Source organism: Comamonas denitrificans, from assembly GCF_017368815.1.
In the GTDB taxonomy this organism is placed as follows: Bacteria; Pseudomonadota; Gammaproteobacteria; order Burkholderiales; family Burkholderiaceae_C; genus Comamonas; species Comamonas denitrificans.
On sequence record NZ_JAFNME010000019.1, the window covers coordinates 1 to 25,250 of the forward strand.

The 25,250-nt window shown below is 61.0% G+C and carries 23 protein-coding genes; 12 read left to right on the forward strand and 11 right to left on the reverse strand.

The annotated features are described in order from the left end of the window. Positions 1 to 731 (forward strand): tRNA (guanosine(46)-N7)-methyltransferase TrmB (gene trmB / locus J1777_RS09405; protein WP_207575476.1); only part of this gene is annotated, 731 nt, incomplete at its 5' end. A 57-nt stretch (positions 732 to 788) separates the two neighbouring features. Next, positions 789 to 1,772, forward strand: coding sequence for a GGDEF domain-containing protein (locus tag J1777_RS09410; protein WP_242700479.1), 984 nt, complete (start codon positions 789 to 791; stop codon positions 1,770 to 1,772). Positions 1,773 to 1,801: 29 nt separating this feature from the next. On the opposite strand, the gene J1777_RS09415 is transcribed toward J1777_RS09410, so the two are convergent. Next, positions 1,802 to 2,929: a cupin domain-containing protein gene (locus tag J1777_RS09415; RefSeq protein ID WP_207575478.1), complete on the reverse strand. Its 1,128-nt coding sequence runs from the start codon at positions 2,927 to 2,929 to the stop codon at positions 1,802 to 1,804. A gap of 207 nt (positions 2,930 to 3,136) precedes the next feature. Here J1777_RS09415 and J1777_RS09420 point away from each other — a divergent pair, with 207 nt between their 5' ends. Beyond that, positions 3,137 to 3,682 (forward strand): FKBP-type peptidyl-prolyl cis-trans isomerase, encoded by a 546-nt coding sequence (locus J1777_RS09420; RefSeq protein WP_207575479.1) that lies wholly within the window; start codon positions 3,137 to 3,139, stop codon positions 3,680 to 3,682. Between the two features lie 42 nt (positions 3,683 to 3,724). Here J1777_RS09420 and J1777_RS09425 read toward each other — a convergent pair whose 3' ends face one another. After that, complete coding sequence (locus tag J1777_RS09425; protein WP_207575480.1) at positions 3,725 to 5,101, reverse strand: ferredoxin reductase family protein; 1,377 nt, start codon at positions 5,099 to 5,101, stop codon at positions 3,725 to 3,727. Positions 5,102 to 5,285: 184 nt separating this feature from the next. Here J1777_RS09425 and J1777_RS09430 point away from each other — a divergent pair, with 184 nt between their 5' ends. From J1777_RS09430 to J1777_RS09440, 3 genes are read left to right on the forward strand one after another with little or no spacing between them, the layout of a single operon-like run. Further along, positions 5,286 to 5,618, forward strand: coding sequence for a PepSY domain-containing protein (locus J1777_RS09430; RefSeq protein ID WP_207575481.1), 333 nt, complete (start codon positions 5,286 to 5,288; stop codon positions 5,616 to 5,618). A gap of 13 nt (positions 5,619 to 5,631) precedes the next feature. Beyond that, positions 5,632 to 6,315 (forward strand): response regulator transcription factor, encoded by a 684-nt coding sequence (locus tag J1777_RS09435; RefSeq protein WP_207575482.1) that lies wholly within the window; start codon positions 5,632 to 5,634, stop codon positions 6,313 to 6,315. Beyond that, a complete protein-coding gene (locus J1777_RS09440) occupies positions 6,312 to 7,742 on the forward strand; it encodes an ATP-binding protein (RefSeq protein ID WP_207575483.1) in 1,431 nt (476 codons plus the stop codon). Before J1777_RS09435 ends, J1777_RS09440 begins: the two co-directional genes overlap by 4 nt. Before the next feature lie 123 nt (positions 7,743 to 7,865). Here the strand turns inward: J1777_RS09440 and J1777_RS09445 are convergent, their stop codons facing one another. The 3 genes from J1777_RS09445 to J1777_RS09455 all read right to left on the reverse strand — a co-directional run bounded on the left by J1777_RS09445 (position 7,866) and on the right by J1777_RS09455 (position 10,945). Continuing rightward, positions 7,866 to 9,149 carry a TRAP transporter large permease gene (locus J1777_RS09445; protein ID WP_207575484.1) on the reverse strand — a complete coding sequence of 428 codons (1,284 nt, stop codon included), beginning with the start codon at positions 9,147 to 9,149 and terminating at the stop codon, positions 7,866 to 7,868. Continuing rightward, the gene (locus J1777_RS09450) at positions 9,150 to 9,842 is read right to left on the reverse strand and encodes a TRAP transporter small permease (protein WP_207575533.1); all 693 of its coding nucleotides are present in this window, start codon (positions 9,840 to 9,842) and stop codon (positions 9,150 to 9,152) included. A 98-nt stretch (positions 9,843 to 9,940) separates the two neighbouring features. Continuing rightward, positions 9,941 to 10,945, reverse strand: a complete 1,005-nt coding sequence (locus J1777_RS09455; protein ID WP_207575485.1) for a TRAP transporter substrate-binding protein — start codon at positions 10,943 to 10,945, stop codon at positions 9,941 to 9,943. Between the two features lie 204 nt (positions 10,946 to 11,149). Here J1777_RS09455 and J1777_RS09460 point away from each other — a divergent pair, with 204 nt between their 5' ends. Beyond that, positions 11,150 to 12,745: a DUF342 domain-containing protein gene (locus tag J1777_RS09460; protein ID WP_207575486.1), complete on the forward strand. Its 1,596-nt coding sequence runs from the start codon at positions 11,150 to 11,152 to the stop codon at positions 12,743 to 12,745. On the opposite strand, the gene J1777_RS09465 is transcribed toward J1777_RS09460, so the two are convergent. Beyond that, complete coding sequence (locus J1777_RS09465) at positions 12,742 to 13,755, reverse strand: DctP family TRAP transporter solute-binding subunit (protein ID WP_207575487.1); 1,014 nt, start codon at positions 13,753 to 13,755, stop codon at positions 12,742 to 12,744. The two genes, J1777_RS09460 and J1777_RS09465, sit on opposite strands and share 4 nt — an antisense overlap. Before the next feature lie 240 nt (positions 13,756 to 13,995). Here J1777_RS09465 and J1777_RS09470 point away from each other — a divergent pair, with 240 nt between their 5' ends. Together J1777_RS09470 and J1777_RS09475 are read left to right on the forward strand one after the other, a co-directional pair. After that, a complete protein-coding gene (locus J1777_RS09470) occupies positions 13,996 to 16,089 on the forward strand; it encodes a two-component system sensor histidine kinase NtrB (RefSeq protein WP_207575488.1) in 2,094 nt (697 codons plus the stop codon). Then, complete coding sequence (locus J1777_RS09475) at positions 16,086 to 16,706, forward strand: response regulator transcription factor (RefSeq protein ID WP_207575489.1); 621 nt, start codon at positions 16,086 to 16,088, stop codon at positions 16,704 to 16,706. The genes J1777_RS09470 and J1777_RS09475 overlap by 4 nt, the downstream gene beginning before the upstream one ends. Before the next feature lie 61 nt (positions 16,707 to 16,767). On the opposite strand, the gene J1777_RS09480 is transcribed toward J1777_RS09475, so the two are convergent. After that, entirely contained in the window at positions 16,768 to 17,460 is a 693-nt protein-coding gene (locus J1777_RS09480; RefSeq protein ID WP_207575490.1) for a Bax inhibitor-1/YccA family protein, read from the reverse strand. A gap of 252 nt (positions 17,461 to 17,712) precedes the next feature. Between J1777_RS09480 and J1777_RS09485 the strand changes: the two genes are divergently transcribed. Both J1777_RS09485 and J1777_RS09490 read left to right on the forward strand, forming a co-directional pair. Next, positions 17,713 to 18,126 (forward strand): GlcG/HbpS family heme-binding protein, encoded by a 414-nt coding sequence (locus J1777_RS09485; RefSeq protein WP_207575491.1) that lies wholly within the window; start codon positions 17,713 to 17,715, stop codon positions 18,124 to 18,126. 201 nt (positions 18,127 to 18,327) lie between these two features. Further along, complete coding sequence (locus tag J1777_RS09490) at positions 18,328 to 18,858, forward strand: hypothetical protein (RefSeq protein WP_207575492.1); 531 nt, start codon at positions 18,328 to 18,330, stop codon at positions 18,856 to 18,858. Positions 18,859 to 18,954: 96 nt separating this feature from the next. On the opposite strand, the gene J1777_RS09495 is transcribed toward J1777_RS09490, so the two are convergent. The 3 genes from J1777_RS09495 to rarD all read right to left on the reverse strand — a co-directional run bounded on the left by J1777_RS09495 (position 18,955) and on the right by rarD (position 23,231). After that, positions 18,955 to 21,213: a hypothetical protein gene (locus J1777_RS09495; protein ID WP_207575493.1), complete on the reverse strand. Its 2,259-nt coding sequence runs from the start codon at positions 21,211 to 21,213 to the stop codon at positions 18,955 to 18,957. 77 nt (positions 21,214 to 21,290) lie between these two features. Further along, a complete protein-coding gene (locus tag J1777_RS09500; protein ID WP_423220541.1) occupies positions 21,291 to 22,295 on the reverse strand; it encodes a diaminopimelate dehydrogenase in 1,005 nt (334 codons plus the stop codon). A 30-nt stretch (positions 22,296 to 22,325) separates the two neighbouring features. Further along, the gene (gene rarD / locus J1777_RS09505) at positions 22,326 to 23,231 is read right to left on the reverse strand and encodes an EamA family transporter RarD (protein WP_207575495.1); all 906 of its coding nucleotides are present in this window, start codon (positions 23,229 to 23,231) and stop codon (positions 22,326 to 22,328) included. 108 nt (positions 23,232 to 23,339) lie between these two features. Between rarD and J1777_RS09510 the strand changes: the two genes are divergently transcribed. Continuing rightward, positions 23,340 to 24,146 (forward strand): pseudouridine synthase, encoded by an 807-nt coding sequence (locus J1777_RS09510; RefSeq protein ID WP_207575496.1) that lies wholly within the window; start codon positions 23,340 to 23,342, stop codon positions 24,144 to 24,146. 77 nt (positions 24,147 to 24,223) lie between these two features. On the opposite strand, the gene J1777_RS09515 is transcribed toward J1777_RS09510, so the two are convergent. Continuing rightward, positions 24,224 to 25,228: a DHH family phosphoesterase gene (locus J1777_RS09515; RefSeq protein ID WP_207575497.1), complete on the reverse strand. Its 1,005-nt coding sequence runs from the start codon at positions 25,226 to 25,228 to the stop codon at positions 24,224 to 24,226. Between the last annotated feature and the right edge of the window lie 22 nt (positions 25,229 to 25,250).

The following is a 25,250-nucleotide window of genomic DNA, read 5'->3' on the forward strand; positions in this document are numbered from 1 at the left end:
CTTCTGCTTCCCCCCAGCCCACAACCACCCCTGCCACCCCAGGCAGGGCACCGGCCCATGTGGCACACCCCCAGACCGTGCGCAGCTTTGTGCGCCGCACAGGCCGCGTCACCACTGGCCAAGCCAAAGCTTTTGCTGAATTGGGCAGCACCTTTGTTCTGCCCTTCCAAACCGCGCCCTTGGACATGGTGGCGGCCTTTGGCCGCAGTGCCCCAGTAATTTTGGAAATTGGTTTTGGCATGGGCGAAGCCACCGCCCACATTGCCCAAGTGCGCCCGGATGACAACTTTTTATGCTGCGAGGTGCATGAGCCCGGCGTGGGCGCTTTGCTCAAGCGCATTGGTGAGCACAAGCTGGACAACATCCGCATCCTGCAACACGATGCCGTCGAAGTGCTGGCCCATATGCTGCCCGAAGGCAGCCTGCAGGGCATTCATGTTTTCTTTCCTGATCCGTGGCACAAAAAAAAGCACAACAAACGCCGCTTGATTCAAGCGCCTTTTTTAGCGAAGCTGGTCAGCCGGCTGGCCCCAGGGGGCTATATTCACTGCGCGACCGATTGGGAACCCTACGCGCAGCAAATGCTTGAAGTGCTCAGTGCTGAACCCCAATTGCGCAACAGCACCGACGGCTTTGCGCCGCGCCCCAGCTACCGTCCCACCACCAAATTTGAAAAACGCGGCCTGCGCTTGGGCCATGGGGTGTGGGATGTTATTTTTTTAAAACGGTAAGCCGCCGAGACAACGCGAGTAAAAGCCGCTATGGATATCCTGCAGAATTTGGTTCACATGACAGGGCAACGCGACCATTTGCGTTTGGAATTCTCTGTGCTCTCCACCCTGTTACAGCTGCCCCATGTCACCCAGGTACGGGCCCTGGAAATTCATCCCTTTGAAGGCCAGCCCTGGGTACGCCCCCGTACTTGGCTGCAAGATGGGCAGCTGGTCAATACCGATATTGATTTTCTGCATGACCCACAACGCAAGCCTTTGAGCACGTTGCCCACCTTGAACGCAGGCATGCTGCGCAAGCAAGAGCGCATTGCCATCACCACCGCCGATGGGCTGCACATTCTGTGGCTGCCGGTCTGGATGCGCGAACAGGCCCGGGTGTGCATTGAAATTACCCAATCGGCTGAGTTTTCCACGCACGATCTGGATATTTTGCTGGCCATTTTTCAGGTGTACCAAAACTACCAAAGCCTGCTTGATTACAGCGAGCGCGATGCTTTGACCGGGCTGCTTAACCGCAAAACTTTTGACGAGCATCTGCACCGCTTTTCCAACTCCACCAAGGCTGAGAACATGACCGAAATCCAGCCCTGGCTGGCGGTGATTGATATTGACCACTTCAAGCAGGTCAATGATCGCTACGGCCATCTGTTTGGTGATGAGGTGCTGATCTTGGTGGCCAATTTGCTGCGCTCTAACTTTGGCTCGCAGCACCGGGTGTTTCGCTTTGGCGGGGAAGAGTTTGTGATCTTGCTGCAACCCATGAGCCTGAGTGCCGTCTCGGAGGCCTTGGAGCATTTTCGCCAAGCTGTGCAGGATTATGAATTTCCGCAAATTGGCAAAATCACCGTCAGCCTGGGCTTTTCCGGGGCGCACATGCGCTCGCCATCGCCCACCGAGCTGCTCAGCCAGGCCGACGAGGCGCTGTACTACGCCAAGGAAAATGGCCGCAACCGCGTCTGCCACTACGAAACACTGCAAGCCTTAGGGGTGCTGAAAAAGCAAGAACAAATCACCCACGACGATGTCGAGTTGTTCTAAGCAGGTGTTAAGGCTGGCAGGCTTGGCACTTACCCTGCCGTGCTGTGCGCCCAGCCGGCATCCACCCACGAAGAGAGCAGCTGCAGCGCATCGTCACTGAGCTGCTGCACTTCGGCCGAGGACAACTGCCGGGTATCGGCCAGCTGGCGCATCAGTTCGGCATCGCGGCCTGCGGCCAGGTAGCTTTCGCCGTTGATGAAGATGTGCTGCGCGTCGTAAAGCATGCGGGTGCGCTGGTTCAGGCGCACGTTTTCGATCAGACCAAAGTCGTCGGCCGGCTCAAACCACACGCCGGGTTTGGGGTCGCTCAAGGTTTCGCCCAGGGCACGCTCCAGCGCCAAGGGCTCGGCCAGGGCTTTTTCCAGCGCTTGGCGGGCAAAGTCCAGCAAGGCCGCAGGAATTTCGCCCGGGTGGGCCACCGCCGTTTGCTTGGGGTCTTTGTACACCACATCCTTGGGGCACTCATCGGGCGCATCGGACAGGCGCAGAAACAGTTCACGCGCCAGCTCGTCTTGTTTGGGGGAGCGAAAACCGACGGAGTACGTCATGCACTCGCCCTCGGCAATGCCGTCGTGCGCCCACATGGGGGGCAGGTAGAGCATGTCGCCGGGCTCCAGCACGTATTCTTCTTCGGGCTCGAAGTGGGTGAGGATTTTCAGCGGCACATCGGGCTGCAGGCTGAGGTTTTTTTGCCGCCCAATTCGCCAGCGGCGCTTGCCATGGGCTTGCAGCAAGAACACATCGTAGTTGTCAAAGTGTGGGCCAACGCCGCCTTGGTCGGTGGCAAAGCTGATCATCAGGTCATCAAGCCGTGCATCCGGAATAAAGCGAAACGGCTGCAGCAACTCGTGCGCGGCCTGCACGTGCAAATCCACGCCTTGCACCAGCACCGTCCAGCCCGGTTGTTTCAGCGCGGGCAAGCGCCGGCGCGAAAACGGGCCGTGCGCCAGGCTCCACTGCCCGCCGCCTTGCTGTTGCACCAGGCGCGATTCGACACCGTCTTGTCCCGCCAAGTCCAGCAGCTCGGAGCGGCTGAGCAGCGGCTTGAAACCGGGGATGGCCTGGCGCACCAGCAGGGGCTTTTTATGCCAGTAGGTGCGCATGAATTGGGCGGGGGAGATACCACCAAGAAGAGCTAGAGGCGTACGTGTATCCATGATTTAAGCCATTAAAGTATAAAAAACTGTTTATTTAAAAGCGCGAGTAGCTCTTATTTTTAAGAAAATTCGCCCGAAAGATGCTGCGATTGTGCAACGCCTGCGCACGCCAGCGCTTGCGACAGCACAACAAAACCAGCGCTTGCCCCGGCTATCGGGGCTGCTCCTACAATCGCAGCCTTTTGCCAGAATGAAAGACTGCCGACCATGCACCCAGCGCACCCCACCGAAGTCAGCGAACAATGTGTTGTTGCCCTGACCTGGACGTTAAAAGACACTTTGGGCGAGGTGCTGGATGTGCTGGAGACGCCGGTGGAATTTTTGGTGGGCGGCGATGATTTGCTCACCCGCATCGACCAGGCGCTGCAAGGCCACGCTGTGGGCGATACCCTGCAACTGCACCTGGAGCCGGAAGATGCCTTTGGCGACTATGACGAGCAGCGGGTGTTCCTCTCAGCCCGCAGCGCCTTTCCGGAGACCTTGGAAGAAGGCATGACTTTTGATGGCCTGGGCCTGCCCGCCAACGCCTGCCCGGATGCACCGCCAGAGCTGCTCTACACCGTTACCGAGATTTATCCCGAGCATGTGGTGCTTGACGGCAACCACCCCTTGGCGGGGATTGCGCTGCGCATCGAGCTCAAAATTGAAGCCATTCGCGAAGCGACCGAAGAAGAAATTGGCCAGGGCAGCGCCGGAACGGGTTTTTTCCGCATCCAGCCGCCCATGGCCCCAGGGTCCAGCACGCTGCACTAAGCACCTGTGTACCCTCTCGGTGCGGGTGGGCAGCAAGGCCGCTCACCGCAACTGAAATGCCTCTTGGTGCAGGTGCCACCCCGCTTCGCGCTGGGCTTGTTCGCGCACGGCCTGGCCCAGCCCGGCGGGGCCGCACAGCCAAATGTCCAGGGCTTTGCCGTGGCGCAGCAGATCTTGCGGACGGAAATACTCGTTTTTTTCAGCGTCGTGCACGATCAATTCCACCGGCGGCTGGGCACTGGCCGCCAGCGCTTGAATGCGTGGCAGCACACCATCCTTCGCGGCGGCGCGGGTGCAGTAATGCAGCACGGCCGGGGCCGCCCCGGCCTGCGCTGCAGGGGCACCGGGCTGGCGGGCTTCCAGCAAGGCGATGAACGGGGTCACGCCCACCCCACCGGCGATCCACACTTGTTGGCGCTCTTGCACGCCCTGGCCGTCAAAGCGGCCGTAAGGCCCTTCAATGCGCACGCTGTGGCCCACGTGCAATTGCTGGTGCAGCTGCTGGGTGTAGTCGCCCAGGGGTTTGATCACCAGGCGCAGGCGCTCTGCGCCATCGGCCGCCTGGCCACAGGCCCCAGGAGCGCTGGCGATGGTGAAGGGGTGGGGGCCTTCGGCCCCATCAAACTGCACAAACACAAACTGCCCGGCGTGGTGTCCTGGCCAATCGGACGGCAGGGCGCACAGCACCTCCAGCGGGTCTTGGCCTGCGTGTTGGCCCAGCAGCTGCACACTGTCAATGCGTGCGCTGTATTGGCGGGCTTGGCCAATTTTGCCCAGCAGCGACCACAGGGCCGCGCCACTGCCGACGGCCAGCAACGCCCCCATCAGCACGCCCATGGGGGCCGCCCACAGGCTCAAAGGCATCAGCGCCACCGTATGGAACACGGCCGCCAGGTACAGCACGGGCATGACGCGGTGCAGTTTGCGCCACGGTTTGTAAGGCAGCAGTTTTTGCCAGAGGGTGAGCACAATCAGCGCCAGCAGGGCGTACATGGCCCACTCGCCCACATCTTTGCCCAGGCCGCGCCAATCGGTGGCAAAGCTGAGTACGGCATCGCGGGCCGGTTTGCCTGCACGGCCAAAGGTGGCTTTGAGCCCATCGCCCAAAAATTCCTTGAAGCCCCAGTAGTGCAGCGCCATGGCGACGGCGGCGGCAATCCCGGCCCATTTGTGCAGGCGATAGACCTGATCCAGACCGCCTACCAGCCGCTCTTGCCACGGCTGGCGCAGGGCCAGCAGCATGATCAAACTCATCATGCCCACGCTCCACACCCCGGTTAAATACAAGCCGTGGTGGCGCAACTGCCACCACCAAGTGCCGGGCACATCCTTGGGGGGCTGCCAGCCCAGCCAGGTCGTGAGCGCCCAGGCCAGGGTGAGTAGAGCGAGAAAGGCCCAAAAAACTTTTTTCATTCGCATGATCGTGTTCCTTTGCATGCAGCAACAAATCAAGGGTAAACCCTTTTATCTATGGCGGTGCTGCCAGCATGCCAAAAAACGACTGAACCGATGCTGAAAGCACTGTTCAGGCTGTATTCAGCGGCCCCAGCGTACAACCGAGGTGCTGCTGGTAGATGCAGCCACCTGAAGAAAGGAAACCGCTATGAATACCCGCACCCTGACTTTAGCCCTGGGCAGCGCCTGCCTGGGTTTGGCCCTGTGGGCCAGTGCCTTGCCCGTCGGTCACGCCGACAGCAGCGACCATGAGCTGGCCCGCCAAGCTCTGCAGCAAGGCAAGGTGCTGCCCCTGCGCACCGTACTGGACAAGGTGGAAAAAGAGTATTCTGGCCAAGTGGTTGAGCTGGAGTTTGAAGCCGAGCACGGCGAGTTTGTCTATGAGATCCGCCTGCTGCAGGCCAATGGCACGCTGCTGAAAATCAAAATGAACGCCGTCGATGGCTCCGTCATTTCTGTCAAACAACGCAATCAACACTAAGGCTTGCATCCCCATGCGCATTTTGGTCGTAGAAGACGAGCCCACCTTGCTCGCCCAACTGGTCGCCGCCATTACCGCTGCTGGTCATACCGTGGAAATGGCCCGCGATGGCCAAGAAGCGGCTTACCTGGGCGAGGTGGAAGATTTTGATGCGGTCGTGCTGGACCTGGGCCTGCCCATCGTCGATGGCCTGAGCGTATTGCGCGGCTGGCGCCGCCAAGGGCGCAGCATGCCGGTGCTGATTTTGACGGCGCGCAGCAGCTGGCACGAAAAAGTCACCGGCATGGATGCCGGGGCCGATGATTACCTGGCCAAACCCTTTCACATGGAAGAGCTGCTGGCCCGCCTGCGCGCCTTGCTGCGGCGGCTTTCGCCGCACAGCAGCGCCCTGTGGCACTGCGGGCCCATCAGTCTGGATACGCGCCAGGCCAGCGCCTGGGTACACCAGGTGCCCATCAACCTCACCAGCCACGAGTTCAAATTGCTGCAGCTGCTCATGCAGCAACCCGGCCACGTGCTCACCCGCACCCAGCTGGCCGAGCACATCTACCCCCAGGACAGCGAGCGCGACTCCAACACCATCGAGGTGTTTGTGGGCCGCCTGCGCAAAAAGCTCCCCCCCGGCAGCATCGAAACCGTGCGCGGCCTGGGCTACCGCCTGGTGGAAGTGGCCAATCACCACGCCAATCCCTTATGAGCGCTCCCGCCCGCCCCGCTGCCCAGGCGCAGCCCACTTACTCTTTGCGCCGCCGCCTGCTGCTGGGCACCCTGGGCTGGGTCTTGCTGGCGGTATTGACTGCGGGCTGGGGACTGCGTGATTTATTTCAAAGCCATATCCAGGCGCAATTGCAAGACCAATTGCTCATGCAACTCAACCAATTGAGCGGTGCGGTGCGCAGCGATGCCCAAGGGCAACTGCACGTGCCGCCGCTGGCCACCGACCCGCGCTGGAGCACGCCCCTGTCGGGCCTGTACTGGCAAATCGACAGCCAAGCCCAAGGCCAAGCGCCCCGCATGGCCGCCGCCCGCTCGCGCTCACTGTGGGACCAGGTGCTGCCCCTGCCAGCCCAGGCCGAGTGGGATGCGCACGCCCCCGAGGGCCATAGCGTGTGGACGCTGCACCAAGAGGGGCAACGCCTGCTGGCCGTCAGCCACCACATCCACCTGCCCGAAGAGGGTGCCCCCACCCTGCGCATCACCGTCGCTGCCGATGAGCGCCTGCTGGCCGAGCCCCTGGGGCGCTTTACCACCATGCTGCTCATCGCCCTGGGCACCTTGGCCGCCGGGCTGCTGATGGCCGCTGCCGTGCAAATGCAGTGGCTGCTGCGCCCTTTGCAGCAATTGCGCCAGCACCTGGGAGCGGTGCAAGCGGGCGATGCGGCGCAACTGCAAGGCCACTACCCGCAGGAGCTGACCCCGCTGGTCACCACCTTGAACCATGTGCTGGCCAGCAATGCCGAGATGGTGCAACGCGCCCGCACCCAGGCGGGCAACCTGGCGCATGCGCTCAATACCCCGCTGTCCATCCTCACCAACGCCGCTGCCCAAGACCCCAGCGCCCTGGGCCAGTTGGTGCAAGAGCAAGTGGCCCACGCCCGCCGCCATGTCGATTACCACCTGGCCCGCGCCCGCGCTGGTGCAGCCGTGCGGGCCACCGGCCTGGCCAGCCCGGTGCAGCCCACCACTCAGGCGCTGCTGCGCACCATGGCCCGCTTGTATCCAGCGGTGGACTTTGGCCTGAACGCCCCGGCCGCGCCGCTGCACTTCAAGGGCGAAGTGCAAGACCTGTTTGAAATGCTGGGCAACCTGCTGGACAACGCGGGCAAATGGGCGCACCGGCAGGTCAGCGTTACCCTGGCCCCGGCCACCGCGCCGGGCATGCTGCTGATTACCGTGGATGACGACGGCCCCGGCATTGCCGATGCAGCGCAGCGCCAGCAGATTTTTCAGCGCGGTGAGCGCTTGGATGAAAACCGCCCCGGCGCTGGCCTGGGCCTGAACATTGTGCAAGTGCTGGCCCAGACCTATGGCGGCGATGTGCGGGCCGAGCCCTCGGCGCTGGGCGGCTTGCAGCTGCAATTGCAGCTGCCATTGAGCGCCACCCCTGCCGCCGCCGCAGCATGACGACGGCCCCCTGGCCCAGGCCTGCCACACCAATAAGATGAGCTGGTAGCGCTGAATAAAAAAGGACTTCATGCTGATTTAGCCATGAAGTCCTTTAAATTGAAGCGCAAACAGCTATGCTATTTAAAGCATACCCAGCGTACGCGGCAGCCACAGCGACAGGTTGGGCCAGTAGGTCACCAGCACCAAAAAGCCCAGCATCGACAGCAGCCACGGCCAGACGGCCACCGTCAGCTCGGTAATGCCCATTTTGGTAATGCCCGAGGCCACGTACAGGTTCAGCCCCACCGGCGGGTGGCACATGCCCACTTCCATATTCACCACCATCAAAATGCCCAGGTGAATCGGGTCAATGCCCAGCTGCATGGCAATCGGAAACAGGATGGGCGCAAAAATCAGCATGATCGACGAGGGCTCCATAAAGTTGCCCGCCAGCAGCAAGATGACGTTTACCGCCAGCAAGAAGCTGATCACGCCCAGGCCGTTGCCCAGCATCCAGTCGGCCATGGCCTGGGGGATGTTCTCGTTGGTCATGATGAAGCTGAACAACGCCGCGTTGGTAATGATGTACAGCAGCATGGCGCTCATGTTGGCTGAGCTGAGCAGCACCCTGGAGACATCTTTCAGGCCCATGTCCTTATAGACGAACACCGCCACGATGAAGGCGTACACCGCGCTCATGGCCGCCGCCTCGGTCGGGGTGAAGATGCCGGAGTAGATCCCGCCCATCACCACCACGATCAGGAACAGCCCCCAAAAGGATTTGCGAAACGCCACCCAGCGCTCACCCCAGGTGGCCTTGGGCAGGCGCGGGTAATTGTTCTTGCGGGCGCGCCACCAGGTCACACCGCCCAGCACCATGGCCAGCAGCAGGCCCGGCACCACCCCGGCCATGAACAAAGCGCCCACCGAGGTATTGGTCGCCACGGCGTACATCACCATCACGATGGACGGGGGGATCAAAATCCCCAGCGCCCCCGAAGTGGCAATCACCCCAGCACCAAAGCGCTTGGGAAACCCGGCTTTGGCCATGGCCGGCAGCAAGATCGAGCCAATGGCCACCACCGTGGCCGGGCTGGAGCCCGAGACCGCCGCAAACAGGGCGCACGCCACCACCCCGCCCAGGCCCAGGCCACCATACCAGTGGCCGACCATGGCGGTGGCAAAGTTGATCATGCGCCGCGCCACCCCGCCGTGGGTCAGAAAGTTGCCCGCCAAAATGAAGAACGGGATGGCCATGATCTCGAACTTCTCGATGCCGGTGAACAATTTCAGCGCCACCGACTCCAGCGGCACATCGGTAAAGCCGAACAAAAACGACAACACCGTCAGGCCCAGGGCAATCGACACCGGCATGCCGGTGACCATCAGGGCCGTGAGGATCAGAAAAATAATGGCTGCGTTCATTTACTGGCCCGCCTTCTTGTTGGTCTGCTGATCGGCCTGCGCATTGGGGTGCAGGTTGTCGTGCATGTTCAAGGGATTGATGTTTTGTGCGGCGTTCTCCGCTTCGTCTTCCTCCAGACCATCGACGTGGCCATGGTCGTGGTGGGGCAGCTCGCCGGTGCGGATAAAGGCCACCAGCACCTGCAAAAAGCGAAAACACATCAAGCCACTGCCCAGGGGAATGGCGCTATAGACCATCCAGGTGGGCCACTCCAGGTCGGGGGTGGTGGGGCCTTCAATCAGCTCATCCACATTCCGGCCCAGCAACTCAAAAATGCCATAGTGCGCCCCGTTGTCCCAGACAAAGGTGGCACCCATGATGCCGATGATGCCGGTAAACAAGGCACCGGCCGCCAGGCCAAAAATAATGAATTTGCGCCGCGTGGCACCGCCCATGCGGTTGATCAGCACATCCACGCCCACGTGGATGCCCGTGCGCACCCCGTAGGCCGCGCCAAACTTGGCCATCCACACAAACATGATGATGGTCAGCTCTTGCGCCCAGGTCATGTTGATGGAAAGCAGCCAGTCTTGCAGGCCCGGAATGGCGTAACCCGCCATGTAACGGTGCAACACTGCTATAAAAACAATGAGCGTGGCAGCGCCCATCAGCAAGGCGATGATCCACTCTTCCAGTCGGTCCAAAATTTTCATCATGGGGTTCTCTCTCCCGCTGAACCTGCCCGCCCAAGGCAACGGGCACCACAGCCTGGCCGGGTGCCCGTGTGCACAAAGCGCAGCAGCGCCAAGAATTACAGCTTGCTGGGGTCAAAGCCAGTGGCTTGGTACACGTCCTGAATGGTTTCCTTGCCAATGCGGCTTTCCATCTGTTTGTGCACGGGCACCAGGGCTTTTTTCAGGGCGGTGCGCTCCTCGGCCGTGGGGGTGTAAATGGTGGTTTTGCCACTTTTCTTCACCGCTTCCAGGGCCTGGTCGTTTTCGTCCTGGGCGATTTGGTTGGCGTAGGCGGTGGCCTGCTTCATGGCATCTTCCAACTGGCCGCGCACGGTGGCATCCAGGCCATCCCAGAATTTCTTGTTCACGATGACGGCATAGCCTAGGTAACCGTGGTTGGTCATGGAGGCGTACTTTTGCACCTCGTGCATCTTCTGGGTGTAGAAGTTGGAAGGCGGGTTCTCGGTGGCATCGACCACACCGGTTTGCAGCGCCTGGTAGGTTTCACCAAAAGCAATCACCTGCGGAATGCCGCCCAGAGCGCGGATTTCCGCTTCCAGCACTTTGGACGATTGGATGCGGTATTTTTGCCCCTTGTAGTCAGCCACTTGGTGGATCGGCTTGTTCGACGAGAAAATTTTGAAACCGTTGTCCCAATACGCCAGGCCGGTAATGCCGCGTTTTTGCAGCTTGTCCAGCAGCTTTTGCCCCACAGGGCCGGTGGTCACTTTGTGCAGGTCATCGCGGTTGTCAAAGATGAAAGGCAGGTCAAACACCTCAAACTCTTTCACGCCCAAGGGGCCAAACTTGGCCAGCGAAGGGGCCAGCATCTGCACCGAACCGAGCTGCAGCGCCTCCATCTCTTCTTTGTCTTTGTACAAGGCGCTGTTGGCGTACACCTCCACCTTGACCTTGCCGCCGGTCAGCTCTTCGGCCTTTTTGGCGAAAAATTCTGCGGCCTTGCCTTTGGGGGTGTCTTGCGCCACCACGTGGCTGAACTTGATCACGGTTTGCGCATGGGCCACCGTGGCACCAACGGCCAGCAAAGCGCAAGCCAGAACGTGTTTCACAGGAAATTGCATATTCGGGGTCTCCTTGGCGAATCTGAAGGTTGTCACACGCCCCGAAATGTAGAAAAGCTGCCCTGCCTTGGTAACTGTGGCGTTCCACAGCTAGGGTTTACCCCTGATGTTTTGCATTCTTTCCAAACTACGCGAAACCCCTTATTCGGACTTGTAGCTTTTTGCAACAGTGGCGGTTATAAGTTTGCCCACAGGAGGACAACCATGACCATTCCAGGAATGGAACTGAGCGAAACCGATGGCCACATTTTCTTGACCATTACCCCCACGGCAGCGCCCAGCCCGACCGACGAAGCCAGCGTCATCCAATGGCTGCAAGCACAGGGGTATGGCACCTGCCAGCTCGACCAAGACGCCATCGCACAGGCTGTGCAAAGCCACCGCACGGCCGATGCCCAGATGGTGTTTGAAATCGGGCAGCGCCTGGATGCGCTGATCAGCGTCGAAGTGGCCAGCGATGCCATGAGCGCCACCCTGCACATCACCCCCGCGCAAGGCGGCACGGCTGCCCGCCCCGAGCAGGTGCTGCAGGCCCTGGCGCAGGCACGTGTACGCAAAGGGATTGATCTGTCGGCCATCGCCTTGGCCTTGGCACAGCCCCACACGGTGGTCATTGCCCGGGGCCAGCCACCAGAACATGGGCAAGATGCCCAATTTGAAGCGCTGGTGACTCTGACCGCCCAGCGCACCCCCCAGGTCAATGGGGAAGGGCGCATTGATTACCGCGAAGTGGATAACATCACCATGGTGTCCGCCGGTGCCCCGCTGCTGCGGCGCATCCCACCGACGCCGGGCATTCCCGGCTACACCGTTCGTGGCGACCTGGTGCCCGCACAACCGGGCACCGACATTCCCTTTGCCAGCGAATGCGAAGGCGTCCAGATCAGCGCGGCCGACCCCAACTTCCTGGAATCGGCCATTGCCGGTCAGCCGGTGGCCATTCCCTATGGCATGCAGGTCGATCCCGTGCTGGTGCTGCCCGGTGTGGATATCAGCACAGGCAACATCCGCTTTACCGGCTCCATCCAGATCGACGGCGATATCGGCCAGCAAATGACGGTGCAAGCCGATGGCGACATCATCGTGCGCGGCACGATTGATGGGGGGCTGGTGCAAGCTGGCGGGCAAATTCAGGTTACCGGCGGGGTGATTGGCCACGCCCAAGTCCAGGCCCAGGGCGATATCCAGGCCAAATTTGCCGAAGCCTCGGTGTTGAAGTCTGGTGCGGCCCTGGACATCCGCACCTATGCCATGGACTGCACCCTGCAAGCGCTGCAGACCATCACCATTGGCCAGGCGGCACCGCGCAATGGTCGGCTGATCGGTGGCAGCGCCACCGCCCTGCTGATGCTCACCACCCCCATTTTGGGTTCCGATGCCGCCAGCTTGACCCACCTGTGCGTTGGCACACACCCTGAGTTTGAAGAGCGCTGCAGCGCCTTGCAGCAAACGCTGCAAAAGCATGAGACCACCTTGAGCAGCCTGCGCAAAATTTTGGCCAACCTGACCGAAGAAGGTGACCCCAAAGGCCTGCTGCCCAAGGTACAGACCTCCTTGGCCCAGGCCCAGGAGGCGCACGCCAGCTTGGTGGCGCAGCGCGAAGCCCTGGAAGCACAACGCGCCCTGGCGCGCCAGGCCTACGTCCAAGTCGGCGTGGGGGTACACGGTGCGGTCGATTTATGGCTGTGCCGCCGACGTCTGTCCTTGCACCAAGACTTTGCCAACGGGCGTTTTGAAATCAACGGCGAAGGCATTCCCGTCTTTATTGACCGCCGTGGCTACGCCGACGTGTTGGCCTAGGCGGCGGCGCGCTCTTTTTCCAACTGCACCAGCCACTGGGGGCCAATGCGCTGCGCCAATCCCTGGTACACCGGCTCCAGGGCCTGGCGCAGCCGCTGGCGTTGGGCGGCATGAATGGTATGCAGGCGGCAATGGCCACTGGCACGCAGGGCCTGCAAATCCTCGGTATTGCGCTGCTGCGCCTGAACGTTGCCCCAGGCCAGCGCCCCCTGCAACGCTTGCTCCACCCACGCGCGCTGCAGGGGCGATAGATACTGCCAAAAACGCTGGTGTACGACGATGCAATAACCCAGGTAACCATGGCTGGTCAGGCTGACATCGGTTTGCGCTTCGTGCATGCGCTGCGTCCAGAAATTAGAGATCGGGTTTTCCGTGCCATCCACCACCCCCATGGCCAAGGCACGCCGCGTTTGACCAAAATCAAGCACCACCGGCTGCGCCCCCAGCGCCCGCATTTGATGGGCAATCACCCGCGAGCTTTGTACCCGCAGCCGCTGGCCCACAAAGTCCTGTGGCTCCAGCAAGGCGCGGTTGGCACTCATGTGCTTAAAGCCGTTGTCCAAATACCCCAACCCCACCAACCGCTGACGCTGCAACCCGGCCAGCAACGCCTGCCCCACCCGGCCTTGCATCACGCGGTGTACCTGGGCCGCATCCTGGAACAAAAACGGCAGGTCAAACAGTTCAAACTCCGGAAAACCCAAACGGCCAAACTTCGACAGCGACGGGGCCAGCATATCGACGGCCCCCAATTGCAGGGCCTGCATCTCATCGTCATCGCTCAATAGCTGCGAATTGGCGTAAATCTGCACCTGCATCTTCCCAGCGCTGATGGCGGCCAATTCCTGGGCAAACCGCTGCAGCGCCAATCCCTTGGGCGTATGCTGGGCCACCACGTGCGATAACCGCAGCACCACAGGCGCACCAGCCCGCACGGCCTGCCAAGGCAGGCAGGCACTCCCGAGCAGTCCTTGCAGGCAACGCCGACGCAATACATTCACAGCACTCATGCCCGGTATTATTGCCACCCCTAAGAACGTGTTCATGATCTCGAATGAAGGTGTGGGGGATGCGGTTGGGGATGGGTTGCGAGGCGCAAACCACAGCAATAGCTTGGCTATTGCGAGGATTTGCAACGACGCAGACCGCCCGAAGCCGCGCCCGCACACCCATGAGGAGATCGTGAACACGTTCTAAGAACGTGTTGGCGATCCCCATCCACGTGCGCCACCACGGCCCTTTGTTCCTCCATGCTTTTCCCCACGGCTGTGCCCTCCCATCCCAATGCCCCAGGCGACCTCGGCGACCACAACCTCCCTCCTGCGCACAGCAGCAGCGCCCCCGAGTACTTCCTGCACGCCACGCAGCGCCTGAACGAACGCAGCCGCTGGGCCATGGTCTGGATGGTCGGTTTTGCCATGCTGGTCATTGCCACCGTGGTGGCACTGGCCTGGTACCTGGACCATTTCGAGCAAGAAGAAGAACTGCGCCGCCGGGGTGCCGATGCCCAGTGGCTGGAGCAAAGCGTGCTGTTTCACTTTCGCCGCTTGGAAGACGACGTGGCCCGCCTGAGCCAACAAGCTGCACTGGGCCACGCCCCCACCCTCGCCCAACCCGGCAAGGGCCTGCACGACCCCCAGCCCAATGGCCTGCTCTGGCGCACCCCCGGCACCATCCTGACGCACACTTGGCTGACCGCGCATGCGGGCCACAACGCCGATCTGCCGTTGTGGCGCGAACACCTGCAGGCCCACCCCAGCAACCGCCAGGCCTTGGATACCTTGCTGGACATCACCACCGGCCTGCGCCGCTCCAGCTACGCCGGGCCGATGCGCGATTCCAGCGGCATCCCGGGCGACACCCTGTGGCTGGCCGTGCCCTACTTTGACGGTAGCCGCCTGCTGGGCAACTACCTGGTGGCGATTTCGATCCAACAAACCCTGAACACCTTGCTGCCACCATGGTTCAGTGCCCAGCAAAGCGTGCGCTTGGTGGTCGATGGCCTGCCCGATACCCCCCAGCCTGCGCCTGCCCAGGTGCCCGATAGCTACAACACCGCCATCAGCCTGCCGGGTGCCGACATGCTGCTGGAAGTCAGCCCCCTGGGGCCGCGCAGCTCCACCGTACCCCGGGTGTTTTTTATGGTGGCGCTGCTGTTTTTACTGGGCATGCTGGCCAGCTTGCTGGCGCTGCGCCAAGACTTGCGCAAACGCCGCCAGGTGCAGTTGCGTTTGCAGGCCGAAATATCTTTACGCACCGCCATGGAGCAATCGGCCAGCGTGGGCATGCGGGCGTGGGATTTGCAGGGGCGGGTGCTGTATGTAAACCCCGCTTTTTGTAGCATGGTCGGCTATACAGCAAAGGATTTGATAGGACAAAAAGCCCCATTTCCATACTGGCCAGCGGAACATGCTACTCATATCTTTGCCGAGCACCAACGCATCATGCGCGAAGGCACCCAGCCGCAAGGCATCGAAGTGCAGTTCCAGCACCGCAACGGCCAGCGCGTGGACGTGCTGATCCACGAAGCGCCCCTGCGCAACAGCGACGGCACGCACCTGGGCTGGATGAGCTCGATCATCGACATCAGCGAACGCAAACGCGCCCAGCACCTGGCCCAGGTGCAGCAGGAAAAACTCGAAGCCTCTGAGCGCCTGGTCGCCGTGGGCGAAGTTGCCTCCACCCTGGCGCACGAGCTCAACCAGCCCCTGGGGGCACTGTCCAGCTTTGCCAACGGCCTGGTCAACCGCTTGAACAGCGCCAGCATCAACCTGGCCGAAATGCAGCCCGTGGTGCAACGCATGGCCCAACTGGCCGAACGCGCCGGCAGCGTGCTGCAGCGCGTCAATGCCTTTGCCCGCCGCCGCGAACTCAAGGTGGAGCGTGTGGACTTCACCACCTTGGTGCAGCGCACCTGCGCCAGCGCCCAAGAAGGCCAGCCCCTGAAAATCCAAACCATACTGCCCGCCACCGCCTTGTGGCTGCAGGGCGATGCCTTGCTCGCCGAGCACTTGCTGGCCAATTTGTGCAGCAACGCCCTGGCCTGGGCCGCCCAAGGCAGCGCCCGCCAACCGGCCGTGCACGTGCGCCTATCCCTGCACAGCGCCAACTTAATTCTGGAAGTGGCCGACACCGGCCCCGGCGTGCCCCCGGAAGCACGCGGGCGTATTTTTGATGCTTTTTTCAGCACCCAAACCAACGGCATGGGCATGGGCCTGGCCATCTGCCGCTCCATCGTCGAGGCCCACCATGGCAGCATCACCGTCGGGCACGATGCTGTTTTGGGCGGCGCTTTGTTTACCGTCACCCTTCCGGCCAGCCCCACCCCGCCACTATCACCATGACCCCTTCCCCACACATTCACATCGTGGACGATGACCCAGACATTCGCGACGGCCTGGCCTGGCTGTTTGACTCGCGCGGCTGGCGCAGCTGCGCCTGGGACAGTGGCCCGGCTTTTATCACCGGCATTGCCGGGCAGGCCCCAGACTGGGGCGAAGCCGTGGTGCTGCTCGATGTGCGCATGCAGCCGTGGTCTGGCCTGGTCACTTTTGAGCATTTCCAGCGCCTGGACTGCCCTTGGCCCGTATTGTTTTTAACTGGCCACGGCGATGTCAGCACCGCCGTGCAAGCCGTAAAAAACGGCGCTTGGGATTTTTTAGAAAAACCGTTTCAGGACAACCAGCTGGTGGACCGCGTCGCCCAAGCCTTGCACGCTGCCGCTGCGCAGCGCCAAAACCAGCGCCACAGCCAGCGCCTGCGCCAGGCGCTGGCCAGCCTCAGCCCCCGCGAGCGGGAAGTGCTCGATGAGCTGCTGCGCGGTCACTACAACAAAAATATTGCCGAGCACCTGGGCATCACCCAGCGCACCGTGGAATTTCACCGGGCCAATATTTTTGAAAAAATGGGGGTGGAATCCGCGATTGAGCTGGCGCACCAGCTAGGCAAGCTGCAGCACTGAAACCGTGCTGCCCGCCCCCGCTTGCCCTGCGCGGATGAAGCCTTAGAACGTGTTCACGTTCTTAGTCGCGCTCGCCGCCAAAGATGCCCAGCAGGGCCAGCAGACTTTGGAACACGTTGTACACGTCCAAGTACAGTGCCAACGTCGCGCTGATGTAGTTGGTCTCGCCGCCATCAATGATTTGCTTGATGTCGTAGAGCATGTAGGCGCTGAAGATGCCAATGGCGGCGGTCGAGATCGCCAGCATGCCGGCGGTCGAACCCACAAAAATATTGATCACCGAGCCCAAGAGCAGCACCAGCACGCCCATGAACAGCCATTTACCCATGCCCGACAAATCGCGTTTGATCACCGTCGCCAGGCTGGCCATCACGACAAATACACCGGCTGTGCCGGCAAAGGCCGTCATGATCAGCTCCGAGCCATTTTTAAAGCCCAGCACCATCCCAATCAAGCGCGAGAGCATCAGCCCCATAAAGAAGGTGAATGCCAGCAGCACTACCACCCCCATGGCAGAGTGCTTGGTCTTTTCAATGGCGAACATAAAGCCAAAGGCCCCCGCCATAAACACAATAAAACCCACGCCACCGTTCAGCCCGGCCGTGATGCCCGTGCTCACACCAATCCAAGCCCCCAAAACGGTGGGCAACAAGCTCAGGGCCAAGAGCCAATAGGTATTGCGCAGCACCTTTTGGCGTTGCTGGGCGACCAAATCAAGACCTGCGTGGTCCAGCGTCGGAAATGAATGTTGCATTGAACGAAAGCTCCATAAATAAAAATTTGCTGCCCCTAAGAACGTGTCGGCAGCACCGAAGGTGCATTCTAGGAGCAAATGCACTGGTAACAAGTTCCTAAAAAACCTGAAAAATCGGCCCGCAAGCCACCAGAAAATGGGGGTGTTTGCGCCTGTTTTGCGCACAAATGGTTTACAAAAAACACCCTGTCCGGCTACCAGCGCTTGCACTACAGTCAAGCCTTGGCACGAAACTCCACAGGATTGCACCTTATGAAAAACAAACCCCAACTTGAACTGGCAGATGTCAAAAAAATTGCCGCTGCGGCCGAAGCCGAAGCGCTCAAGCACCAGTGGCCCGTGAGCATTGCCATCGTGGACGATGGCGGCCACCTGCTGTGGCTGCAGCGCTTGGATGGGGCCGCGGCCATTTCGGCCCACATTGCCCCGGCCAAGGCCCATGCCGCAGCGCTGGGCCGGCGCGACACCAAAGGCTATGAAGACATGATCAACACGGGGCGCAGTGCGTTCCTGAGCGTCACCGCCATTGCACCGGGCGGTTTGCTCGAAGGCGGGGTGGCCATCATGCACAACGGGCAATGCCTGGGCGCGGTTGGCGTTTCTGGCGTCAAGGCCCCGGAAGATGCCCAGGTGGCCAAGGCAGGGATAGCTGCACTCGCTTTATAAACAAGCATTTCAATTAAAAAACAGCTTCTAACGCTTTATTGACAAGCGTTAGAAGCTATTTTTTTATTCTTTTTACCGGCTGCAGCGCGCGGTTTCATATACCCCAATTCAAGCTGGTTTTAAGCAAAATTTGCTTTTATTTTTAAGGTTTTAGCAAGGCTAGAATGCCCCATTCCTTTTTTTCTATCCAGCGATTGACGTATGCCACTCCTAGAAAATAACGACTGGAAATTGCTCAAACACCTGCACCAGCAAATCGCCGATCGCCAGGCGCAAGGCATCGAGCAAGGGAAAAAAGTCACTCCCAATGCCTACCTCATCAGCCCGCCCGCAGCGCCCCAGGCACCCGCCCAATTGGCCGAAGTGGCGCAGGACTTTATCGCCCACTTGCTGCAGCAGGCCGATGGCGAGCACCTGCTGGCGAAGTACCTCGCCGATGCGGTGCAACCGGGCAGCGAAGTCCACCAACGCATTGCCCAAGAACACGGCTTTGATGCCCAATTTACCCTGAGCTGCCAGGAGGCGATGCTGCCTCAAGCCAATGGCTCGCTGCAGCCCGTGCTGATGGTGCTTTTGCACGGCCAAGGTTTTGCCATGCCCATTTTTCATAGCATTGACCGCACAGCCACCGGACGTTTGTGCCAGTTGCGGCCTTTTCCAGATTTGGAAGAATTTCAAGCCGTGCAAGCCCTGCTGGAACAACGCATTCAGCAAAACATGACGCGCCATTGAGTCCGCACCCAGCGCTGCGCACACGGCATAAAAAAACCTCCTCAACACGGGTTGAAGGAGGTTTTTTTATGGGGCTTACTTTTTCCAGTCTCTGGCTTATTTGATCAGGGCCTCCCAAGGCCAATCGCGGTGTTTGCGGATGGCTTCGGCAAACAGCATGTCTTCCTTACGCAGCCACAGGCCGTAAGGCCCTTGCTTCAAGTCTTGTACTTCGGCACGTTGCCACAGGGTTGGATCAATGGTTTGCGTCAGCGGGCGCTGGGCCGGGGCTTCAGGCTGCCCTTCCTCGGCAGAGGCTGCGTGGGGAACATCTTCGCGCCAGTAAATGCCTTGGTTGTCCCAGCCTTCAATCAGTGGCATGGCCGCCTGAATGATCAAATTGCGCACCAAACGCCGCTGGGGCTGCAGCCAATACAAGGTCCAGGTGGTCACGCCGCCGTAGGCGGGGCGCTCAGGCGGCTCCAGCAGCAGCCATCCGTCGCCGTTCGGATTGGGGTAGGCCGCTGGCCCGGTGCCACACAGCACAGCACCACTGCGCGTGACGCTGATGCCATGGCAGCGCGGCACCAAGGCATCGTCTTGCGGCTGCTCAGGGGTGTATTGGCGCATGCCACCAAACCACCACAGCTCATCTTTGACATCGCCGGCCCAAAAATAATCCCCGTCGGCGCACGGGTGCTGGGTGGTCGCAATCGTGCGCCAACTGGGCAGCAGGCGCCACACGCCTTGGTTGTCCGGCACGATGTCGCGCACCTCGTACAGCGGGGTGTATTCGGTTTTTTCCAACCGCTCCCAGGTAAAGGGCTCTTGGTACCAGCGCCAAGTGGGCTTGCGCAAATCGGCATCGCTCTCCTTCATCACCCCAACCATGGCCAACACACGCACCCGCAGCGATTTGGGCGCGCGCGCACTGGGGGTGGGGGTGATGCGGGCCACAGGCCAGGGCAAATCCAGGGGCAGCAGTTCCTTGCCATCCCAAATACAGACTTGGGCCTCTCCCTCTTTGCCGTCCTGGCCATCGTTTTGCAGGTAGCGCAGCAGCACCGCCCAGGTGCGCTGCACGATGACGTGCTCCAGCTCCCACAGCCCCGGAATGACCACTTCCCCCCAGCGCAACCGGTAGGCGGCCCGCTCGCCCGAGGTGGCGCTGGCGGGCAGCTCCAGCGTCCAGGACAGTGACTTGCCGGCCACCGGCTCGCTGCGGGCCAGCCACCGATCGGGGTGCTGCAGTTGCCGCTCCCACAGCAAACTGGTGATGGGGGCGGGGCGCAGCTCCAACCGCCCATCCTCTTGGTGGCCGGCCGGCACCAGCACCTCATCGGTGTGGTATTCAATGTGCGAGCCGTGGCGAAAGCGTTGCAGCACCGGAGTGTCGATGCGCACCCGTTGCAAAAAGCGGTCTTTCATCCAGCGAAACGCTGGCTGCCCCGGCTCTTCGGGGGCGGGCGACAGTTCCCAGGGTTTGCGGTCGGGGGGTTGCTGCTCAGCCCATTTTTGCCAGCCGCGCTCCGACTCCCACACCGCCAGCGCCACGCGCTGCTGGCGGTTGCCTTGCGCGACGGAATACGCGTACATGGCCAGGGCGTTGCCGTCCTCGCGCCAGCTAAAGGGCAGGTCGGTGGCCACCACCCACGGCTGGGGCTGGCCATCAAACAGCAGCTGCCACTGGGGCTTGGTGAACAACTCCAGCGGCTGGCGCTCCGTGCGCAAAGACTCGGGCCAATAGCGCTGCACCCCCACCAGCCGCCCACCACTGGGAGGCAGGGGGATATCCGGTGGAACTTCTTCTTTTTGCGATGGCATCGCATCCCATGGCACCCACAAATCACGCAGGGCCGCCATGGGCATGGCACTGTTGGCCACATTCGAGGCCAACCAGGCGGCAAATTGCCCCTCCGTCATGGGGGCTTGGGCCTCGTTGTGCATGGCACCGACAGACACCGTTTCACCACTCCAGCGGGGCAAGCGCCAGTGAATTTCTTCCAGGGCGCTGGCCTCTTCGGCGCTGAGCGTCCAGGTGCAGCGCTTTTTTCGATCCACCAAATACGGGCTGGCCTGGCCGTAGCCGGAAATGCGCAGCCAGCGGCCATCCATGGACGTGGCAAAGCCCGACTCCCATAAACGCGGCAAGTACACGCCATCAGCGCACATGATGTCGCCGTATGGGGTGTTGCTCACACCCGCTTCGCCGTGTTTGCGAAAGATGATTTCTTTGAGCTTTTGGTTTTGCTCTTGCTTTAAGGCCAGCTCCCGCTCGCGGGCCAGCTTGAGCGCACGGTCGGCAGCGTCAGCGCGGTACCACAGCACCAAAGGAAGTGCAATTACCACCACCACTGCCAAGATCCACCACATCATGCTTTGCTGCCTTTGTGCTTTAAAAAAATAGCGCCTGCTTCAGAACAAAGCAGGCGCTGGGGATTATGGCGGGAAATTTACAGGGCTTCTTGGCGCAATTGCGCTGGGGATTTGGCACTAATCCACCCAGGTGCCACATCGAATACCGTTTTGGCCCCATGCAAGCCCATCTGGGCCATGCGGTGCACAGCGCGGGCATACGCCACCAAGACGCTGGCGGTAAATTCCGGGTTGCTATCGAGCTGCAGGCGGTATTCCACCACTTGGTTGGTGCCTGCACTGGTGCGCCCACTGCGAATCACAAAACCACCGTGCGGCATGGTGCTGTGCTCGCGGGCAAATTCTTCGGCGCTGATGAAGTTCACCGTGGTGTCGTACTCATCAAAATAGTGCGGCATGGTGACGATGGTGTGGCGCACCACTTCAGCCTCAGCCCCTTCGGCCAGCACCACGTAGCAATGGCGCTCGTGCTTTTCGCGGGTGGACAGCGTGGGGCAACTGCCACTGCGCACGGCATCCACCGCCGCCTGCACCGGGATGGTGTACTGCACCCCTTGGGCCACACCCGGCACGCGGCGAATGGCATCCGAGTGGCCCTGGCTCAAGCCCTTGCCCCAAAAGGTGTAAGTGGCCCCTTGCGGCAGCAGGGCCTCGCCCATGATGCGGTTGATCGAGAACATGCCCGGGTCCCAACCGGCGGAAATCAACGCCGTGGTTTTACCGCCCTGCGCCGCAGCATCCACGGCCGCAAAGTGCTCAGGAATGCGGGCGTGGGTATCAAAACTGTCAATCACATTGAACTTGGCCGCCAGCGCCGGGGTTTGCACGGGCAGATCGTCTTTGGAGCCGCCACACAAAATCAACACATCGACCTGGCCATGGTGGGCATCCAAATCGTCCAAACGGTACACCGGGGTTTGCGCATGGGCCGGCTTTAACTGGGCGGGATCGCGGCGGGTGTAAATGCCGGTGATCTGCAGATCCGGGTTCAGCGCCACGGCGGCTTCGACCCCGCGCCCTAAGTTGCCATAGCCCACCACACCAATGCGGATGGGATTTGCTTGTGTGTTTTCCACGGTGATTTCCTTTGTGTGTTGAAAAGAATGAAGCGGCTAGCTCGCTCCTGGCTTATTTCGCAGCTGCATTAAACCCTCAAATGCCATAACAACAACGGCAGCAGCTATCAAGAAATACATTACTTCCTGCCCTGGCTGGATGCGCTCGCCCAAGAGCATGGCCGCCAGCAACAGCAAAATCGGCTCGACATACGACAACAGGCCAAAGAGCCCCAGCGGCAGCAGCCGGTGCGCAGTCATGTACAGCGCCAGCGCTATGCCACTGACCACGCCCAGCAGGGGAATAAAAATATGCAGTTTGGGCGTTTGCACCACCGCCAGCCAGCCGCTCAAGGCATTGACGGGCTCCACCGGCGTGACCACCACAAACCACAGGCACACGGGCAGCAAAATCAGCACATCCAGCCAATGCCCGGCCAAAGAATCGGTACGCATCAAACGGCGCAGCACAAAGTAAGCGGTATAGCCAATGGCCACCAGCCACGTCGGCCAATCCAGGCCCGCGCCGCGCAACAGCTCCCAGGCCACCCCAGCGCTGGCCAACGCGGTTGCCACTTGCTGCAGGCGGCTTAAGCGCTCGTTAAACACCAGCCGCCCGGCCAGCACCATCACCAGCGGCAGCAAAAAATACCCCAGGGAAGTGGGCAGGGCCAGGCCATTGAGCGGGGCCCATAAAAACAGCCACAGCTGCACGCCAAACAAAGCGGCACTGAGCAGCAGCAAAGCCCCCAGCCGCCAATACCGCTGCACCCGGCGCACGATGGCCAGCACCTGGCGCGATTGGCCGCTATAGATAAGCAGCAAAGTAGTGAAAGGCAGGGTGGCCACCATGCGCCAGCCGAAGATTTGCTCGCCAGCCAGCGGCGCGAGGAAAGGTGCAAAGTAGTACATCCCCCCGAATAAAAAAGAACCAACCACTGAAGCGAGAACTCCGCGCACCATCTCGTCACCAACCCCTTGCCAATAAATAACCCACAACAGGGGCAACCGGGCATTGTGCTGGATTTTGTCCGCCCGACTACACTGCCGGACTTTAGCCCGAATGACCTTATGGACACTGCCGCTGCGCCCGCTGCATCGTCCGGCGTGGACTTCTCCACGCCGCTGACCATCCTCTACCACGATGCCGACTTGGTTGCCGTCTATAAACCGGCCGGCTGGCTGGTACACCGCAGTGCCATTGCACGCCACGAAAAGCGCTTTGTCCTGCAGCGCCTGCGCGACCAGATTGGCCAGCATGTGTGGCCCGTGCACCGCCTCGACCAAGGCACTTGCGGCCTGCTGGTGTTTGCGCTGAACAAAGAAAGCTGCCAGCAACTGGCCCGGGCCTTTGCCGAGCAGCGGGTGCAAAAAACTTACTTGGCCCTGGTGCGCGGCTGGCTGCCGCAGCAGGTTGAGGTGGACTACGCCCTGCGCCCCGAAGACAGCGCCCCCGATGCCCCACCCCAATCGGCCCAAACCACGCTGCGCTGCCTGGCCACGCTGGACTGGCCGCAAAGCTACGACCCGCGCCACCCCAGCACCCGCGCCAGCCTGGTGCTGGCCCAGCCGCACACGGGCCGCCGCCACCAAATTCGCCGCCATTTAAAGCATGTGGCCCACCCCATCCTAGGTGATGCCACCCATGGCAAAGGGGCGCTCAACCGCTGGTGGGCGCAGCGCCTGGGCGGCCAGCGCCTGTGGCTGCACGCCCATGCGTTGCAGCTGCGGCACCCGCGCACAGGGGAAGCCCTGGCCCTGACGGCCGATTGGCACGCCCTGCCCCAGGTGCCCGAGGTGCAGCAATGGCAGCACATGCTGCAGCTGCCAGGCTGGCAAACCGTGGCACCTTGGCCGGGCAGTTGCTCCGTTATTTAATAGCGCCTTGCGCTTGTATATGGGCATTTCAAGGCTTTATTGCCCTGAAATGCTTTGTCAATCAGCGGTACAAGCTTTTATTTTTGGTGAATGGCGCGAACCAGTTGGCCCTGTGCATTGCGCACCAAGGCCGGCGAAGTGATTTCGGCGTACTGCGCCAACGGATCGGCCCGAAAGTCCCCACTGAGCAACTCTGCCAGTCGCGCGTGGGGCATCTTGCAGCCGCAGGCCTGGGCATGGCCACCGCCGCCCAGGCTCTCGGCCAGAGGGATGCAATCAAACCCGGTGCGTGAACGCATTCCAATTTTTACGCCCTGCTCATTGGCGTTCCACATCAGGGCAAACGTGCCCGATTCGCGCGCCAAAATATCGCCCACTTGGCTGTGGAACATGCCTGGGCAATTCACCATCAGCCCCTGCACGCCGTTGAAAACAATGGCGTGGGCACCATCGGCAATATCCGCACAGAGTTTTTGGTATTTCTCATCCATCGCGCCACCCCGGGCCATAAAGGCGGCCTCTTGCTCAGGGCTGAACGCGGCAATCTCGGCCCAGCGCAGCAAGTCACGCGGCTCCATCTCCAGGGCCGCCAAAAAGGCCGCGCTTTCGGCAAATTCCCACTTCCAGATATCGCGGTCTTCGATGTAGCGAATCAGCGCGGGAACGGGTTTTTCGGGATGAAAAAACTCCCACGCCAGCCGTGCGCCCGAATGGTGCATATCAAAATGCACCACGCCACCACAGCGACACTGAAAACCGGTCAGCTTTTCTGCCGCGCTTTTATGGTGATCCAGCACCACCAACTTGGCCGCACGCTCATCGAGTGCGGCCGTCAGCTCAGGGCCAAACGCAAAATCAAGCATGTACACCGTGCGCCCGCGCACCTCGCCCAGGTCATCAATGCTTTGAATTTCGCCATGGTCCAGGCCGCGCATTTCGACCTCGGGGCCATAAAACAACCAGGCCGCCAAGGCGGCACCAAAGCCATCGGAGCAATTGCGCCCGTGGTAAAGAATCAGGGGGCGGGGGTCATCCACAGAAGGACGCACCAAGAACGACGGGGGAAAAATACTGGATTTCATAGGGGGTGCATTTTGACCGCAT

What these genes read in the sequence shown, in the direction of transcription:
- J1777_RS09410 (WP_242700479.1), top strand. Translation starts at nt 789, where the DNA reads ATGACAGGGCAACGCGACCATTTGCGTTTGGAATTCTCTGTGCTCTCC.
- J1777_RS09415 (WP_207575478.1), bottom strand. Translation starts at nt 2,929, where the DNA reads ATGGATACACGTACGCCTCTAGCTCTTCTTGGTGGTATCTCCCCCGCC.
- J1777_RS09420 (WP_207575479.1), top strand. Translation starts at nt 3,137, where the DNA reads ATGCACCCAGCGCACCCCACCGAAGTCAGCGAACAATGTGTTGTTGCC.
- J1777_RS09425 (WP_207575480.1), bottom strand. Translation starts at nt 5,101, where the DNA reads ATGCGAATGAAAAAAGTTTTTTGGGCCTTTCTCGCTCTACTCACCCTG.
- J1777_RS09430 (WP_207575481.1), top strand. Translation starts at nt 5,286, where the DNA reads ATGAATACCCGCACCCTGACTTTAGCCCTGGGCAGCGCCTGCCTGGGT.
- J1777_RS09435 (WP_207575482.1), top strand. Translation starts at nt 5,632, where the DNA reads ATGCGCATTTTGGTCGTAGAAGACGAGCCCACCTTGCTCGCCCAACTG.
- J1777_RS09440 (WP_207575483.1), top strand. Translation starts at nt 6,312, where the DNA reads ATGAGCGCTCCCGCCCGCCCCGCTGCCCAGGCGCAGCCCACTTACTCT.
- J1777_RS09445 (WP_207575484.1), bottom strand. Translation starts at nt 9,149, where the DNA reads ATGAACGCAGCCATTATTTTTCTGATCCTCACGGCCCTGATGGTCACC.
- J1777_RS09450 (WP_207575533.1), bottom strand. Translation starts at nt 9,842, where the DNA reads ATGAAAATTTTGGACCGACTGGAAGAGTGGATCATCGCCTTGCTGATG.
- J1777_RS09455 (WP_207575485.1), bottom strand. Translation starts at nt 10,945, where the DNA reads ATGCAATTTCCTGTGAAACACGTTCTGGCTTGCGCTTTGCTGGCCGTT.
- J1777_RS09460 (WP_207575486.1), top strand. Translation starts at nt 11,150, where the DNA reads ATGACCATTCCAGGAATGGAACTGAGCGAAACCGATGGCCACATTTTC.
- J1777_RS09465 (WP_207575487.1), bottom strand. Translation starts at nt 13,755, where the DNA reads ATGAGTGCTGTGAATGTATTGCGTCGGCGTTGCCTGCAAGGACTGCTC.
- J1777_RS09470 (WP_207575488.1), top strand. Translation starts at nt 13,996, where the DNA reads ATGCTTTTCCCCACGGCTGTGCCCTCCCATCCCAATGCCCCAGGCGAC.
- J1777_RS09475 (WP_207575489.1), top strand. Translation starts at nt 16,086, where the DNA reads ATGACCCCTTCCCCACACATTCACATCGTGGACGATGACCCAGACATT.
- J1777_RS09480 (WP_207575490.1), bottom strand. Translation starts at nt 17,460, where the DNA reads ATGCAACATTCATTTCCGACGCTGGACCACGCAGGTCTTGATTTGGTC.
- J1777_RS09485 (WP_207575491.1), top strand. Translation starts at nt 17,713, where the DNA reads ATGAAAAACAAACCCCAACTTGAACTGGCAGATGTCAAAAAAATTGCC.
- J1777_RS09490 (WP_207575492.1), top strand. Translation starts at nt 18,328, where the DNA reads ATGCCACTCCTAGAAAATAACGACTGGAAATTGCTCAAACACCTGCAC.
- J1777_RS09495 (WP_207575493.1), bottom strand. Translation starts at nt 21,213, where the DNA reads ATGATGTGGTGGATCTTGGCAGTGGTGGTGGTAATTGCACTTCCTTTG.
- rarD (WP_207575495.1), bottom strand. Translation starts at nt 23,231, where the DNA reads ATGGTGCGCGGAGTTCTCGCTTCAGTGGTTGGTTCTTTTTTATTCGGG.
- J1777_RS09510 (WP_207575496.1), top strand. Translation starts at nt 23,340, where the DNA reads ATGGACACTGCCGCTGCGCCCGCTGCATCGTCCGGCGTGGACTTCTCC.
- J1777_RS09515 (WP_207575497.1), bottom strand. Translation starts at nt 25,228, where the DNA reads ATGAAATCCAGTATTTTTCCCCCGTCGTTCTTGGTGCGTCCTTCTGTG.